This is a genomic window from Plantibacter sp. Leaf1, assembly GCF_001421315.1.
Taxonomy (GTDB): Bacteria; Actinomycetota; Actinomycetes; order Actinomycetales; family Microbacteriaceae; genus Plantibacter.
In genome coordinates this window covers 2,256,378-2,270,927 of the sequence record NZ_LMJX01000002.1, presented here as the reverse complement: position 1 = coordinate 2,270,927, position 14,550 = coordinate 2,256,378, and the positions used below count along the sequence as shown (strand labels likewise).

Sequence of the window (14,550 nt, the reverse complement as noted above, 5' to 3'; positions counted from 1 at the left end):
GGCTGCTCAGCTCGCGGGTGCTGCGAGGTGCCAGTAGGTGACTCGCGCGCCCGGATAGGTCTCGGTGATCGCGTTCGTCACAGAACGGTAGTGGCTGTCGAGCGTGTGGCCGGCGAAGTACACCTGCCGGTCGGCACCATCACCGACGATCCTCGTCACGATGCCGGTGTGATCCTCGTCGCCGGAGTCATCCCAATCGAACTGGACGATGTCGCCGAGCTGCAACGCGCTGAGGTCGGTGGCGGCGAGTTCCGTCGCACGTTCGGGGTGGGCCCGGAGATAGCGCTCGAACAGTGTCGAGCTCACCCACGCGTCCGAATACTCGTGGTCGCCGTCGGCGTCGGTGTCGAACGACCAGCCATCGTCCATCTGCCACCCGCGAGCGATGAGTGACTGACTGGCGAAGTTGACGCAGTCGGAGTCCGGAAGCGCGCCGAACTCGGCGTCGTTGTAGGCGTTCCAGTGCGCGTGCACGTAGTCGAGTTGCGCCTGGATCGACGCGTCGTCGGAGCGCTGCTCGATCTGCTCGGGTGAGCATCCCGACAGACCGATCGCCGCGGCCGCCACGGTGACCGCGGCGAGCGTGGCGCGGAGGCGCCGTGTGATTCCCGAGCCGATCATCAGACCAACGTTAGGCGTGCCCTGCTGGGGGATCCGTGTGGGTCGGTCCGTCCGACATGATGGCGCGGGGTCGTTCATCGGTCGCGGTGACATCTGAGATCATGCAGTGTCGCCCGGATGGTACGCGATCCGTCGTGTCGCCATCTGCAGCACGACGCGGTTGCCTGCTCCGGGAGCAACCGCGTGAACCGGGCCCGGACGAAAGGGCACTCCGTGATCCAACACTCGCCGCCGTCGACGAATCGACCTCCGCTCGGTGGAGGCCTGGTGACCGTGATCATCGTGGCGGTCGTGCTGCAGCTCGTCGGCTACGCGGCACCGCTCGCGATGATGATCGCCGGCGCCGCTCCATTCGCGGCGGCCGTCGAAGCCGAGCTGAACGCTCGAGGATTCACCGGTGAAGACCTCCTCGAGGACGGGTTCATCGACGAGTCGATGCCCTCGCCTGCAGAAGCTCGTGCCCAGGCGAACGCCACGCTCACCGTGGCCTCCTCCCTCATCCCGTTCAACACGATCATCAGTGAAGAGGGCGAATGGGATGAGTTGGCGTGCTCTTCAGCTGCTTCGGACGGCAGCGAGGTCTCCTTCGCGCGCTCGATGAAGACGTTCGAGGTCGCTCCGGGCACGAGCGAGTCGAGCGAGCAGACGATCGCCGACTACTTCGCCGACGAAGGCTGGCCGGTCTACCTCGGTGGCACCGACGAGCCGACCTGGATCAGCTTCGACCTCTCGGAGTCGGCCGATGCGATCGACCTGCAGAGCTTCGACGACGCCCTCGGTGTGCAGGCGTACACCGAGGGGGCCCGGGAGTACATGGTGCTGATCTCCGATGAGGGCTGCTACCGCTGACGGGTTCAAACGCTCCCGCGACGCACGATCGACGTCGGGACGAACGAGCCGGTGGGCGAGATGGTCTCGCCCCGCAACTGCGCGAGCAGCACCTCGGCCGCGCGCTGACCGACGGCCGCTGCCGGCTGATGGACGGTCGTGAGCGGCGGGTGGCAGCGCAGGGCCCAGGCCGAGTCGTCGAAGCCGACGACCGACACGTCCTCAGGGACCCGCCGACCGGCGGCGCGCAACGCCTCGAGGGCACCTGCTGCGACCGCGTCGGACGCCGCGAAGAGGCCGTCGATCTCCGGTACTCGTGCGAGGAGCTCGGTCATGCCGGAGAAGCCGTCCTGGTGGGAGTAGAACGGGACCTCGACGACGAGCCGCTCGTCGAACCGGTCGCCGAGCGCGTCACGGAATCCGGCGAGTCGGTCTGAGCCGGAGTCGCGGTCGAGCGCCGCCGCGATCATGCCGATACGCCCCCGGCCGGCACCGATCAGCTCGCGGGTGATGTCGGCAGACGCGGCACGGTTGTCGATCCCGACGAACGGGAGTTCGCGGAGGTCGGGCGGGTGGCCGACGAACGTCGCCGGGAGCCCGAGGCGTTCGATCACCCGGGTGATCGGGTCGTTCTCGCGCGCGGAGACCATGATGACCCCGTCGACGAAGCCGCCGGAGAGGTACCGGGTGATGCGGTCGGTGTCGCGTTCCGAGTCGACGACCAGGCAGACGAGCTGGTGGTCCGCCTGCGAGAGGGCCTCGTTCGCGCCGAGCAGGATGTTGCCGATGTTGGGATCGTCGACGAAGAGACTGTGGGGCTCGTGCACGACGAACCCGACGGCCTGCGTGCGCTGCATGACGAGGTTCCGAGCGGCCGTGTTGGGCACGTACCCGACCTTCTCGATCGCGGCCTCGATCGCCTCGCGGGCCTCGGCCGAGACGTACCGCTCGCCGTTGACGACCCGGCTGACAGTGCCGCGCGAGACGCCGGCCTCGACGGCGACATCGTGCACGGTGGCCCGTTTGCGTCGAGTCGGCGGAGGGGTCACGGCTCCACCCTAGCGCCGCGCCGAACGCGCCACGGCGCTCGTCGTGTTGACAGATTCTGAAATCCGACCGTACTCTGTGTACGTTCACAGACTCTCAACGTGGAGTTGTCGCTCTTCGATCTGTGCACGTTCACAGATCGCGGAAGGCACCATGAGCTCCACCCCCACGTTCAGCCACGACGGCATCGCCTACGGCTGCGACTACAACCCCGAGCAGTGGGACCGGTCCGTCTGGCGCGAAGACGTCGCCCTCATGCAGGAAGCCGGCGTCGACCTCGTCGCCCTCAACATCTTCGGGTGGTCGCACCTCGAGCCGCGCCCGGGCGAGTTCGAGTTCTCCGGCCTCGACGAGATCCTCGACCTGCTCCACGCGGCGGGCATCCGGGTCAACCTCGGAACCGGCACCGCCTCAGCACCCCCGTGGCTCACCTTCCGCCACCCCGAGATCCTCCCCGAGACCGAGGATGGCACGACGCGCTTCCCCGGCGGCCGCCAGGCCTGGTGCCCGTCGTCCGCGGTCTTCCGCCGGTACGCCCTGGAACTGGTCGAGCGGGTCGCCGAGCGGTACGGCGCCCACCCGGCCGTCGAGCTCTGGCACGTCTCCAACGAGCTCGGCTGCCACAACGCGCTCTGCTACGACGACGAGTCCGCCGAAGCGTTCCGCGGCTGGCTCCGCGCCCGCTACGGCACGATCGAACGCCTGAACACCGGCTGGGGCACCTCGTTCTGGAGCCAGCAGTACAGCGACTTCGCGGAGATCCTGCCGCCGCGTCTCACCCTGTCGAGCCGCAACCCCAGCCAGGTCGTCGACTTCCACCGCTTCTCCTCCGACGAGCTGCTCGACTACTACCGGGCCGAGCTCGAGGTCCTGCGTCGCCACAGCACCGTGCCGGTCACCACCAACTTCATGGTCACCGCGCACATCCGGAACATGGACTACTGGCAGTGGGCCCCCGAGATGGACGTCGTCGCGAACGACCACTACCTCGACAACCGGCTCGCCGACCCGACCGCGGAGCTCTCCTTCGCGAGCGACCTCACGCGCGGGCTGGCCGGCGGCGGCTCCTGGCTGCTCATGGAGCAGTCGACCGGTGCCGTCAACTGGCAGCCGCAGAACCTCGCCAAGGCGCCTGGCGAGATGACCCGCAACTCGCTGACGCACGTCGCCAAGGGAGCCGAAGCCGTCTGCTTCTTCCAGTGGCGGGCCTCCCTGCAGGGCTCCGAGAAGTTCCACTCCGCCCTGCTGCCCCACGCCGGCACCGACTCGGACGTCTGGCGGGAGGTCGTCGCGCTCGGCGGCACCCTCGATCGACTCGACGAGATCGTCGGGACGCGCGTGCAGGCCGACGTCGCGCTCATGTTCTCGTGGGAGAACTGGTGGGCCGCCGACGGCGAGAGCCGCCCGACCCACGCGGTCGACTACCTCTCGCAGGTGCACGCCGCCCACGCCTCGCTGCGTCGACTCGGCCACACGGTCGACGTCGTCCGTCCCGGAGCGGACCTCTCGGCGTACCGACTCGTCGTCATCCCCAATCTCTACCTCGTGCGGGACAGCGAGGCCGCGGTCGTCTCCGACTTCGTCGCGGCCGGCGGCCACGCGGTGATCACCTTCTTCAGCGGGATCGCCGACGAAGAGGACCGCGTCCGCCCCGGCGGGTACCCGGGCGCCTTCCGCGAGCTGCTCGGCGTCAACACGGAGGAGTTCGCGCCCGTCCTGCCGGGGCAGACCCTCACGCTCGCCTCCGGGAAGACCGCGACCGCCTGGTCGGAGCGCACCCGCGCCCGCGGTGCCGAGGTCCTCGACACCTTCACCGACGGCCCCTCGATCGGCCGACCGGCGATCACCCGCAACCGCATCGCGGGCGGCGGAGACGCCTGGTACCTCGCGACGAACCTCGACGCCGACGCCCTCGACGACGTCCTGCGCGACGCCGCAGCAGGCGCGGGCGCCGTGCCGCAGGGCGACGAGCAGCTGCCGGGCCTCGAGGTCATCCGTCGCGTCGGCGACGACCGCAGCTACCGCTTCCTCATCAACCACTCGACGCACGACGTCGAGCTGCCGGCGACCGGGCACGAGCTCGTCACCGGCGAACCCGTCGACTCCATCGCACGCGTGCCAGCCGGCGCCGTGCGCGTCATCAGAGAGGACCGCACGCGATGAGCGTCAACATCGAGACGGCCGGGGCGACGTCACCACGTCCGTCCCGCCGGCGGACGGCAGCGCGACTGCCGAAGGCGGTGGTGCAGCACAAGCGGGCGATCGCCTTCTTCATCGTCCCGTTCGCCGTCCTGTTCGCCCTGTTCTACCTCGTGCCGATCGGCTACGCCGTCTACCAGTCGTTGCTCGTGATCGAGCGTGACGGCACCTTCGGCCAGGCCCGTGAGGTGTTCGGCGGGTTCGCCCAGTACGTGCAGGTCTTCCAGAACGGACCGTTCTGGCAGTCCGTCGGTCGGGTGCTCCTGTTCGGTGTCGTCCAGGTGCCCGTGATGCTGGGCCTCGCGCTCCTCTTCGCCCTGCTGCTCGACTCGCCGCTGCTCCGCGGCAAGCGGTTCTTCCGCCTGGCCTTCTTCGTGCCGTACGCGGTCCCCGGCGTCATCGCCGCCATCATGTGGGGCTTCCTGTACTCGCCCAACCTGTCGCCGTTCACCGCGATCACGCAGAACGTGGACTTCCTCTCCGCCGACCTCGTGCTCTGGGCCATCGCGAACGTCGTCACCTGGGTGTTCGTCGGCTACAACATGCTCATCATCTACTCCTCGCTCCTCTCCATCCCGACGGAGATCTACGAGGCCGCGCGGCTCGACGGCGCCGGCCAGGCCCGCATCGCCTGGTCGATCAAGATCCCGCTGGTGATGCCCGCGATCATCCTCACCGCGATCTTCTCGATCATCGGCACGCTCCAGCTCCTCGCCGAACCGCAGGTGTTCCGGTCCTTCAGCTCGGCCGTGAGCAGCACCTTCACGCCGAACCTCACCGTCTACACCACCTCGTCCATCCCGAACGTGAACCTCGCAGCCGCATTCTCGGTCGTGCTCGCGCTGGCGACCTTCGTCCTCTCGTTCGGGTTCCTGAAGTTCACGCAGCGAAAGGAAGGCAAATGACCGCCATCCTGTCCACCGGCCGCGGCCCGCAGGAGAGCCGCCTGTCGCGCGCCGGCGCGCTCATCGTGATGCTCGTCTTCACGCTCTACTTCCTCATCCCCATCTGGTGGCTGTTCATCGCGTCGACCAAGTCGTCGTCGCAGTTCTCGAACACCGCCCCGCTCTGGTTCGCCGACTTCAACCTCTTCGAGAACGTCGGACAGCTCGTCGCCTACCGCGACGGCGTCTACCTGAAGTGGATGCTGAACTCGGTCCTGTACGCCGGGCTCGGCGCACTCCTCGGCACCCTGTTCGCGGCGATGTGCGGCTACGCGCTCGCCAAGTACCGGTTCCCGGGCCGCGACCTGATCTTCAACGTCGTGCTCGGTGGTGTGCTCGTGCCGGCCACGGCGCTCGCCCTCCCGCTGTTCCTGATCTTCAGCCAGGTGGGCCTCACGAACACCTTCTGGGCCGTGTTCCTGCCGTCGCTCGTCAGCCCCTTCGGCGTCTACCTCACCCGCATCTTCGCGGCGTCGAGCGTGCCGGAGGAACTGCTCGAGGCCTCTCGGCTCGACGGTGCGGGGGAGGTCCGGACCTTCTTCACCATCTCCGTGCGACTCATGTTCCCGGCGCTCGTCACCGTGTTCCTCTTCCAGTTCGTCGCCATCTGGAACAACTTCTTCCTGCCGCTCATCATGCTGCGCGACGAAGCCCTGTTCCCCGTCACCCTCGGGCTCTACTCGTGGAACTCGCAGGTCAATCAGATCCCCGAACTGCGCCTGTACGTCCTCGTCGGCGCGTTCCTGTCGATCATCCCGCTCGTCATCACCTTCCTCCTGCTCCAGCGGTTCTGGCGGTCCGGCCTCGGTGCCGGCGCCGTGAAGTGACCGCCCGCCGATCAGCACCTCCCGAACCACCCGCACCAGCAACACCATCCCTCACCATTCACAGAAGAACGGATTCGCAATGAACCTCAAGAGAACAGCGGTCGCCGCAGCGGTGCTGTCGGCCGTCGTCCTGAGCGGCTGCTCCTCCACCGGGTCGGACGGCGGCAGTGCTGCTGCGTCCTGTGCCCCGGCGGAGGGCAAGGTCGACCTCAGCTTCACCTCCTGGATCCCCGGCATCGAGGAGGTCGTGGACGTCTGGAACAAGGAGAACCCCGACATCCAGGTCAAGGTCCAGACCGGCCCGAACGGCAACAGCGGCACGTACCAGAACTTCTTCAACCAGTTGAAGGCCGGCAACGCGCCCGACCTCGGTCAGATCGAGTACGACGCCCTCCCGAACTTCCGCGTGCAGAACGGCCTCATGGACCTCGGTGCGTGCGACGAGGTCATGGCCGCGAAGGACGACTTCGTCGACTGGACCTGGGGTCAGGTCTCCCTCGGCGAGTCCGACTCGGTCTACGCGGTCCCGCAGGACTCCGGCCCGATGGCCATGTTCTACCGTGCCGACCTCTTCGAGCAGAACGGAATCGCCATCCCGACGACGTGGGCCGAGTACAAGGAGGCCGCCAAGCAGGTGCGTGCCACCGGCGCCTACATCACCAACTTCTCGCAGGGTGACATCAACCAGTTCGCGGGTCTCGTCTGGCAGGCCGGCGGCAGCTGGTTCAAGAACGACGGCAGCGACTGGACCGTCGACCTGACCGACCCCGCCTCCAAGCAGGTCGCCGACTACTGGCAGGACCTGATCGACGAGGACCTCGTCTCGACCGTGCCGACCTGGACGACCGAGTGGGACAACGCCTACAACTCCAGCGCCGCGTGGACCTGGAACTCGGCGGTCTGGGGTGCGAACTCCATCGCCTCCGGTGCGCCCGACACCGCCGGTAAGTGGGCCGTCGCGAAGGCACCGCAGTGGAAGGCCGGCGACTCCGCCGCCGGCAACTGGGGTGGCTCGTCCACCGCGGTCTTCACCGGTTCCGAGCACCCCTACGAGGCTGCGAAGTTCGCCCTGTGGCTGAACACCTCCGATGAGGCGCTCACCATGCTCAACAAGAGCGCCAACATCTACCCGGCGACGAAGGACGGCCTGAACCTCCCCGTCCTCAAGGAGGGCGTCGACTTCTACGGCGGCCAGCCGATCTACGATGTCTTCGCGGAGGCTTCCTCCGAGGTGTCCGAAGACTTCGCCTGGGGTCCGACGATGACGCAGACGTACAACGACGTGTCCGACGGCTTCAAGGAGGCGGTGTCCGGCAACGGCACCCTGCTCGACGCCCTCACCAAGGGCCAGTCGGCGACGATCGACGCCCTGAAGGCGCAGTCCATCCCCGTCAAGGAGTAATGCAACCGTGATCCATCACCTTCGTGCCGCGGGCGTCAGCCTGATCGTCGACGCCCGTGGCACGGAGGTGCCCACCATCCTCCACTGGGGAGCCGATGTCGGCGAACTCGCCGCCGCCTCCCTCACCGCACTCGCCGATGGCCTGACGCCCGCGATCCCGCCGTCGTCCATCGACGCCCCGCCGCGCCTCAGCCTGCTGCCCACCGTGTTCGACGGTTGGAGCGGCCGCCCGGGTGTCGGCGTGCACCGGCCGGGCGGACCGGATGCGTCGAATCTGCTCGCGCTGCGGCTGATCGACCAGCAGGCCACCGACACCTCGCTGATCCTGACGACGTCCGACGAGCGCGCCGCGGTGACGGTCGTCTCGACGATCGAGCTGACCTTGCAGGGCGTGCTGCGAGTCCGGCACGCGGTGCGGAACGACGCCGAGGTCGACGCCGAGGTCGACCGACCGCTCGCCGTGGACGCTCTCGCCGTCGTGCTGCCGGTCCCGGACCGTGCCACCGAGCTCCTCGACTTCACGGGCCTCTGGACCCACGAGCGCACGCCGCAGCGTCACCGCCTCGGGCAAGGCGCCTGGACCCGCGAGCACCGTCACGGCCGGCCGGGGCACGACGCCGCCTTCCTGTCCGTCGTCGGCGCGCCCGGCTTCGGCTTCCGCACGGGTGAGGTGTGGGCGACCCACCTCGCCTGGAGCGGCGACCAGGTGCTCTGGACCGAGCGTTCGGCGCTCGGACCCGCGGCCACCGGCTCCGGCGAACTCCTCGCCCCCGGTGAGGTCGTCCTGGCGCCTGGCGAGCGCTACGAATCGCCGTGGACGGTCGCCGTCTACTCCGACGCGGGTCTCGACGGCGTCTCCGCGCGCCTGCACCCCTGGATCCGCTCCTGGAGCACGATCACGAAGCCCCGCCCCGTGGTGCTGAACACCTGGGAGGCCGTGTACTTCGACCACGACCTGCCCACCCTGCTGTCGCTCGTCGAGCAGGCGAAGCGCGTCGGGGTCGAGCGGTTCGTGCTGGACGACGGTTGGTTCACCGGCCGGACCGACGATCGACGCGCACTCGGCGACTGGTTCGTCGACCCGGAACGCTGGGCCGGCGGGCTGTCCCCACTGATCGACGCGGTCACCGGTGCCGGCATGGACTTCGGGCTGTGGGTCGAACCCGAGATGGTGAACCCCGACTCCGAGCTCGCGCGCACCCACCCCGACTGGGTGCTGGGGCACCCGGACGCCCCGACCTGGCGCTTCCAACGGGTGCTCGACCTCGACCACCCGGACGCGTTCGCCTACCTCCTCGGCCGACTCGACGCACTGTTGACCGAGTACGACATCGCCTTCCTCAAGTGGGATCACAACCGCGACCTGCTCGGCGGTTCGGCACACCGGCAGACGGCGGCGCTCTACCGACTGCTCGACGAGGTGCGCGCGTTGCACCCCGGGGTCGACATCGAGTCGTGCGCCTCGGGGGGCGCGCGCATCGACCTCGGCATCCTGGAGCGCGTCGAACGGGTGTGGACGAGCGACACGAACGACCCGCTGGAGCGCCAGTCGATCCAGCGGTACACGGGCCTCGTGATTCCGCCCGAGTATCTCGGTGGACACCTCGGTGCGGCCCGCTCACACACCACCTGGCGGACCTCGGACCTCGCATTCCGGCTCGCCACGGCCCTCTTCGGGAGTGCGGGCATCGAGTGGAACCTCAACGAGGCGAGCGAGGACGAGCTCGACCTCATCGCGGCGTGGATCGGCCACTACCAGCGCCTCCGGCCGCTGCTGCACACGGGTGCCGTCGTCCGCATGGACGGAGCGGACCCCGCGCTGCAGGCGCACGGGGTGATCGCCCAGGACCGCTCCTCCGCGATCGTCGCGCAGGTGGCGCTCGCCGCACCACGGACGGCCGTCCCGGCGCCGCTCCGGGTGCCGGGCCTCGATCCTGAGCGTCGCTACCGGGTCCGTCCGCTGGACCTCGGCGCGCCCGCCCGCTCGATCCAGGACGCACCGCCGACGTGGCTGGCCGAGGGGTCGGTCGTGCTCACCGGCCGCGCGCTGGCCGAGGTCGGGATCGCGATGCCGCTCCTCGCCCCGGAGCAGGCGCAGCTCTTCACCCTCGACGCGGAGTAGCCGCCACGAACGAGGACTCCCTCACCCGACCATGGGCGAGGGAGTCCTCGTTCGTGTGAGCCTCGGTCAGATGTTGCAGCCTGAGGCACGAGCCGCGTCGTAGGGGAACCAGTCGACCGGATCAGGACCCATCTGCGGCGCGCACAGGATGTGCCAGGTCTCGGCGCCCACGACGCCGTCGACCTGCATGCCCCAGTAGGTCTGGAAGGCGACGACGGCTGCCTGCGTCTGCTCGCCGAACTGGCCGTCCACCTCCAGGTTGGACACGCCGCCGGGAATCCTGGGCCCGAAGGCGTTGAGGAGCGTCTGGATGTTGGCGACGCACCCGCCGTCGCCGCCGACGGAGTACTGGTAGTCGACGCACTGACCGGCGGCGGACGCCGGAGCGGCGGTCGCGACACCGCCCAGGGAGCCGGCGATCGCGAGGCCGAGGGCGGCACCCGCGACGGCGATCCTGCTGCGCATCGTTCGCTTCGTCATGATGTTCCTCTCGTTGGACTGCTCGGACGCCCCGAGCGGAGGTCGAGCATCTCGAGCGGCTGCATGGGGAGCGGTGCCCATCAGATGTCGCAGCCGGAGGCACGAGCAGCCTCGTACGGGTACCACGTGATCGGCCCGGGGCCCATGTGCGGGGTGCACATCTGGGCCCAGGTCGCGGGGCCGACGACCCCGTCGGGCTCCACACCGAAGGTGTTCTGGAGCGCGATGACGGCCGTTCGCGTCTGCTCGCCGAACTGGCCGTCGACCTCCAGCTGGGGACCACCGGTCTTGAAGGCGTTGAGGATCGTCTGGATGTTGGCGACGCACCCGCCGTCGCCGCCGACGGAGTACTGGTAGTCGACGCACTGGCCGGCGGCGGACGCCGGTGCGGCGGTCGCGACACCGCCCAGGGAGCCGGCGATCGCGAGGCCGAGGGCGGCCCCCGCGAGGGCGATCCTGCTGCGCATCGTTCGTGTGGTCATGATGTTCCTCTCGTTCGACTGCTCGGACATCACGAGCGTAGGTCGAGCGCGTCGAACACCGAATGGGGAGGAGTGCCCATGCCCGGCCGCCGTTCATTCGCCCATGTTTGGGCGAGTGTGTGTTTGTTCGCCCATGTTTGGGCGAACGAAGCGCGCTCAGTCGATGCCGATGTCCTCGCCGACGACGGTGATCTGCGCGGGCACCGGCCACGGGTGGTCGCCGACCGGCGCGAGGCGGACGAGCTCGGTGACCCGAGGGGCCGGAGCGCCGGCCTCACCGATGAGCCAACCGCCGACGAGGAACGTCGTGCCGGGGACGGACCACACGGCGATCCCGGTCACGCCGAAGTCGCCGTAGGCACCGTCGGAGAACCGCACCGTGACGAGGTCGCCGTGGGTGAGCTCGGCGAGCTGAGCGGTGACGGCGCCCGGGTCGGGGTCGACGGGATCCAGCTCGGGGATCGTCTCGAGCACCTGCAGGGGCTTCGTCGGCTTGCCGTTCTGATCGAGTGCCGTGCCGGCCAGCAGGAGGCCGCCGATGATCGGCGAGCGACGGGCTCGGCCGGCGAGGTCGAACACGCCGTAGCGGGGCACGCTCAGACGCGCTTGCAGGGAAGCGGTGTCCTCGGCCGACTCGATGGCGGCCGTGAGACCTTTGATGTCGCGGCGAGCGGGAGCGCTGAGGTCGTAGTTCACCCGTCAACTCTCGCAGATCGCGGCGACGCGTGCCGGTCGGCCTTCGTCCAACGAGGTCGACGGAGGTGGGAGGCTGGGGTGGTGATCGCCGCACTCGAACTCCCCGCCACCCTGACCACCCGCGAGCAGACGCTCGTCCTCCGCCGGGCCGGCCTCGGCGACCTCGACGCCCTGATGGCGTTGCTCGCCGACGACCCGATCAGTGCCGCGCGAGGCGACCAAGCCCAGGAGAGCGACCTGCCCGCCTACGAGCGCGCGCTCGCGGACCTCATCGACGACCCGTCGAACGAGATCCTGCTCGTCGAGGACGCCGCCGGTGCCGTCATCGCGACGATGCAGCTCACCCGTATCCCCGGCATGGCCCGACGCGGTTCGACCCGGCTGCTCGTCGAGGCGGTGCGGGTCTCCTCCGCGCTGCGGTCCGGCGGTGTCGGTTCGGCCATGATGCGCTGGGTGACGGACGTCGCCGCCCCCGCGACGGGGTCGTCGATCGTGCAGCTGACCTCCGATGAGGCCCGGATCGACGCCCACCGCTTCTACGAGCGTCTCGGCTTCGTCGGCTCGCACCGCGGCTTCAAGTACGCCGTGACGGCGGCGAACTGAGATGGGCGTCGTCCGCACCGCCGCACGCCTGCTTCTCGGGGCCGCCCTCGTGTTCGCCGGCGTCGGCCACCTCACCTTCGCTCGACAGTCGTTCGTCGCCCAGGTGCCGCAGTGGTTGCCGCTGCCCGTCGACCTCGTCGTGCTCGCGTCCGGGGTCGTCGAGATCCTGCTCGGCCTCTCGCTCCTGCTCCTCGGACGGCACCGGGTCGTGGTCGGTTGGGTCGTGGCGGCCTTCTTCGTCGCCGTGTTCCCCGGCAACGTCGAGCAGTTCGTCAGCGGGACCGACGCCTTCGGGCTCGACAGCGACGCCGCCCGCGCCATCCGGCTGCTCTTCCAACCCCTCCTCGTCGTGTGGGCGCTCTGGTCGACGGGAGCGTGGCGCTCCTTCCGGACGAGGAAGCTCAGTCGCGAGGGTGCCTAGTCATCCGGCCCCGCCGGGTGTCAAGGGGCCTGAGCTTCCAGGCTCGATCCGGCAGGGTGGATGCATGCGATGCATTACATACGCGGGTGAGAATGTTGTGACGACCGACGAGGTCGCGGCTCTGCTGGTCGAACTGACGGCGGAGCTCGCGAAGCGCGGCCGCGCTGAAGCGGTCACCATCCCGATCGTCGTCGACTCCGATGTCGAAGACGCATCGGCTCAGCTCGTGATCGGTCTCGGCAACGACGTGCTGTCCGTGCCGCACGCCTGGGATCAGGCCGTACCGGACTTCAGTGAGGCCGAATCGCGTCTCCAGGGCTACCTCGACGACATCCGCCCGTCCACGACGGCGTACGAACCTCGCGACTCCATCGAGACCTCCGACGTCCTCGAGGATCCCGACCTCGACCTGCGCGACTTCTCCCGCTGAGTCGTCCCCACACGGCAACGCCGGCGTCGACCCCTCGGGTCGACGCCGGCGCTCGTTCCGGTCTGCTCAGCGCGGCAGCGGCAGCTTCGCCGTCTCCCGCGCCCGCAGCACGACGATCAGCGTGATGAGCGCCGCCGCCATCACGTAGAACGCCGGAGCGAAGCGGTTGCTGGTCGAGGCGATGAGGAACGTCGCGAAGTACGGCGTGATCCCGCCGAACACGGCGACCGAGAGGTTGTACGCGATCGCCATCGAGCCGTATCGGATGCTAGTCGGGAACAGCTCCGCCATCGCCGCGCTCGATGCACCGTCGTACGCGGCCATGAACACGCCGAGGATGACCATCGCGACGGCGGCGGCGGCGAAGTTGCCGGCGCTCATGAGCATCAGCGTCGGGTAGGTCAGGACGAGGAACCCGACGCAGCCCGCGATCATCACCGGCTTCCGTCCGATCCGGTCGCTCAGCAGGCCCATGAACGGCACGAGGATCGCGATCGCGAGGAGCCCGAGGACCGTGACGCCGTAGCTGAGCGGTTGTGAGTAGCCGAGGTCGGTCTGCAGGTACGAGGGCATGAAGGTCTGCAGGATCCAGTGGCCGACCGCCTTGATCACGACGAAGCCGACGCAGAAGAGCAGGGCCTTCCACGAGGTGCGCAACGACGTCCGGAGCGGTGACTTCGAGACGGCGCCCTTGGCCTGGATCGCCTGGAACTCGGGGGTGTCCTCGAGCTTGTTCCGGAGGTAGAGCCCCGCGAGCCCGAGGGGGAGCGCGAGGAAGAAGAGGGCGCGCCAGCCCCAGTCGTTGAGCGCGTCGGTGCCGAGCGTCGAGGTGAAGAGGAGCACGAGACCTGCGCCGACGACGAAGGCGGCGAACCCGAACACGTCGATGAAGCTGGTCACGAATCCGCGCCGGTTGGACGGGGCGTACTCGGCGAGCAGCGTGGTGGCGCCGGAGCTCTCACCGCCGGCGGCGAACCCTTGGACGAGCCGGACGATGACGAGCAGGATCGGCGCCCACAGGCCGATCATGTCGAACGTCGGTAGGAGACCCATGACGACGGTCGCGCCGGACGTCACGAGGATCACCGTCGCGAGGACGGTCTTGCGGCCGATGCGGTCGCCCATCGATCCCCAGAAGAGGCCGCCGAGCGGGCGCATCACGAAGCCGGCTCCGAACACGGCGAACGCGGACAGGAGCGCGGCCTGCGGGTTGCCCTGCTCGAAGAAGTTGAGGCTGATGACGGTCGCGAGGGTGCCGTAGAGCCCGAAGTCGAACCACTCCACGAAGTGGCCGGCTCCCGCGGCCCAGATGACCTTCCGCATGCGGCGCGAGCGCTCCGCGTCGTCATAGGGGGTCTGCGCGCTGTGCGCGGCGGCCTCCGCCAGGGTCTCGGTCTGTGTCCTGCTGTCGTCCATCGGTCCTCACATCGTTGTCGGGGTGTCTGGAA

General features: G+C 69.0%; 15 protein-coding genes. 9 read left to right on the top strand and 6 right to left on the bottom strand.

Annotated elements, in window-relative coordinates; all coding sequences use genetic code 11:
- Positions 1-6: 6 nt before the first annotated feature.
- Positions 7-621, bottom strand: coding sequence for an amidase domain-containing protein (locus ASE44_RS12950; protein ID WP_056780444.1), 615 nt, complete (start codon positions 619-621; stop codon positions 7-9).
- Positions 622-888: 267 nt separating this feature from the next.
- Between ASE44_RS12950 and ASE44_RS12945 the strand changes: the two genes are divergently transcribed.
- Positions 889-1,470, top strand: coding sequence for a hypothetical protein (locus ASE44_RS12945; protein ID WP_056780439.1), 582 nt, complete (start codon positions 889-891; stop codon positions 1,468-1,470).
- Positions 1,471-1,475: 5 nt separating this feature from the next.
- Here ASE44_RS12945 and ASE44_RS12940 read toward each other — a convergent pair whose 3' ends face one another.
- Positions 1,476-2,498: a LacI family DNA-binding transcriptional regulator gene (locus tag ASE44_RS12940; RefSeq protein WP_056010135.1), complete on the bottom strand. Its 1,023-nt coding sequence runs from the start codon at positions 2,496-2,498 to the stop codon at positions 1,476-1,478.
- Between the two features lie 151 nt (positions 2,499-2,649).
- On the opposite strand from ASE44_RS12940, the gene ASE44_RS12935 reads away from it, so the two are divergent.
- The 5 genes from ASE44_RS12935 to ASE44_RS12915 all read left to right on the top strand — a co-directional run bounded on the left by ASE44_RS12935 (position 2,650) and on the right by ASE44_RS12915 (position 9,990).
- Positions 2,650-4,659 carry a beta-galactosidase gene (locus ASE44_RS12935; RefSeq protein ID WP_056780436.1) on the top strand — a complete coding sequence of 670 codons (2,010 nt, stop codon included), beginning with the start codon at positions 2,650-2,652 and terminating at the stop codon, positions 4,657-4,659.
- On the top strand, positions 4,656-5,600 hold the full coding sequence (locus tag ASE44_RS12930) for a carbohydrate ABC transporter permease (RefSeq protein WP_056780434.1): 945 nt from the start codon (positions 4,656-4,658) through the stop codon (positions 5,598-5,600). The genes ASE44_RS12935 and ASE44_RS12930 overlap by 4 nt, the downstream gene beginning before the upstream one ends.
- The gene (locus tag ASE44_RS12925; protein ID WP_082456000.1) at positions 5,597-6,466 is read left to right on the top strand and encodes a carbohydrate ABC transporter permease; all 870 of its coding nucleotides are present in this window, start codon (positions 5,597-5,599) and stop codon (positions 6,464-6,466) included. Before ASE44_RS12930 ends, ASE44_RS12925 begins: the two co-directional genes overlap by 4 nt.
- 79 nt (positions 6,467-6,545) lie before the next feature.
- Entirely contained in the window at positions 6,546-7,868 is a 1,323-nt protein-coding gene (locus ASE44_RS12920; RefSeq protein ID WP_056780431.1) for an ABC transporter substrate-binding protein, read from the top strand.
- A 7-nt stretch (positions 7,869-7,875) separates the two neighbouring features.
- Positions 7,876-9,990, top strand: a complete 2,115-nt coding sequence (locus tag ASE44_RS12915) for an alpha-galactosidase (RefSeq protein WP_056780428.1) — start codon at positions 7,876-7,878, stop codon at positions 9,988-9,990.
- Between the two features lie 66 nt (positions 9,991-10,056).
- Here ASE44_RS12915 and ASE44_RS12910 read toward each other — a convergent pair whose 3' ends face one another.
- From ASE44_RS12910 to ASE44_RS12900, 3 genes are all read right to left on the bottom strand, one after another.
- The gene (locus ASE44_RS12910; protein WP_056780425.1) at positions 10,057-10,470 is read right to left on the bottom strand and encodes a peptidoglycan-binding protein; all 414 of its coding nucleotides are present in this window, start codon (positions 10,468-10,470) and stop codon (positions 10,057-10,059) included.
- Positions 10,471-10,550: 80 nt separating this feature from the next.
- Positions 10,551-10,952 (bottom strand): peptidoglycan-binding protein, encoded by a 402-nt coding sequence (locus ASE44_RS12905; RefSeq protein ID WP_162235753.1) that lies wholly within the window; start codon positions 10,950-10,952, stop codon positions 10,551-10,553.
- Between the two features lie 156 nt (positions 10,953-11,108).
- On the bottom strand, positions 11,109-11,648 hold the full coding sequence (locus tag ASE44_RS12900; RefSeq protein WP_056010116.1) for a hypothetical protein: 540 nt from the start codon (positions 11,646-11,648) through the stop codon (positions 11,109-11,111).
- Positions 11,649-11,729: 81 nt separating this feature from the next.
- Between ASE44_RS12900 and ASE44_RS12895 the strand changes: the two genes are divergently transcribed.
- The 3 genes from ASE44_RS12895 (at position 11,730) to ASE44_RS12885 (ending at position 13,102) form a co-directional block, all read left to right on the top strand.
- Positions 11,730-12,251, top strand: a complete 522-nt coding sequence (locus tag ASE44_RS12895; RefSeq protein WP_056781202.1) for a GNAT family N-acetyltransferase — start codon at positions 11,730-11,732, stop codon at positions 12,249-12,251.
- Between the two features lies 1 nt (position 12,252).
- Complete coding sequence (locus ASE44_RS12890; RefSeq protein ID WP_056010113.1) at positions 12,253-12,672, top strand: hypothetical protein; 420 nt, start codon at positions 12,253-12,255, stop codon at positions 12,670-12,672.
- A 97-nt stretch (positions 12,673-12,769) separates the two neighbouring features.
- On the top strand, positions 12,770-13,102 hold the full coding sequence (locus ASE44_RS12885; RefSeq protein WP_157579937.1) for a hypothetical protein: 333 nt from the start codon (positions 12,770-12,772) through the stop codon (positions 13,100-13,102).
- A gap of 66 nt (positions 13,103-13,168) precedes the next feature.
- Here ASE44_RS12885 and ASE44_RS12880 read toward each other — a convergent pair whose 3' ends face one another.
- Complete coding sequence (locus ASE44_RS12880; RefSeq protein WP_082455998.1) at positions 13,169-14,518, bottom strand: MFS transporter; 1,350 nt, start codon at positions 14,516-14,518, stop codon at positions 13,169-13,171.
- Positions 14,519-14,550 lie beyond the last annotated feature (32 nt).

Excerpts from the sequence above, each read along its gene's own strand:
- ASE44_RS12950 (WP_056780444.1), bottom strand. The coding sequence starts at position 621 with ATGATCGGCTCGGGAATCACACGGCGCCTCCGCGCCACGCTCGCCGCG.
- ASE44_RS12935 (WP_056780436.1), top strand. The coding sequence starts at position 2,650 with ATGAGCTCCACCCCCACGTTCAGCCACGACGGCATCGCCTACGGCTGC.
- ASE44_RS12930 (WP_056780434.1), top strand. The coding sequence starts at position 4,656 with ATGAGCGTCAACATCGAGACGGCCGGGGCGACGTCACCACGTCCGTCC.
- ASE44_RS12925 (WP_082456000.1), top strand. The coding sequence starts at position 5,597 with ATGACCGCCATCCTGTCCACCGGCCGCGGCCCGCAGGAGAGCCGCCTG.
- ASE44_RS12920 (WP_056780431.1), top strand. The coding sequence starts at position 6,546 with ATGAACCTCAAGAGAACAGCGGTCGCCGCAGCGGTGCTGTCGGCCGTC.
- ASE44_RS12910 (WP_056780425.1), bottom strand. The coding sequence starts at position 10,470 with ATGACGAAGCGAACGATGCGCAGCAGGATCGCCGTCGCGGGTGCCGCC.
- ASE44_RS12905 (WP_162235753.1), bottom strand. The coding sequence starts at position 10,952 with ATGACCACACGAACGATGCGCAGCAGGATCGCCCTCGCGGGGGCCGCC.
- ASE44_RS12890 (WP_056010113.1), top strand. The coding sequence starts at position 12,253 with ATGGGCGTCGTCCGCACCGCCGCACGCCTGCTTCTCGGGGCCGCCCTC.
- ASE44_RS12880 (WP_082455998.1), bottom strand. The coding sequence starts at position 14,518 with ATGGACGACAGCAGGACACAGACCGAGACCCTGGCGGAGGCCGCCGCG.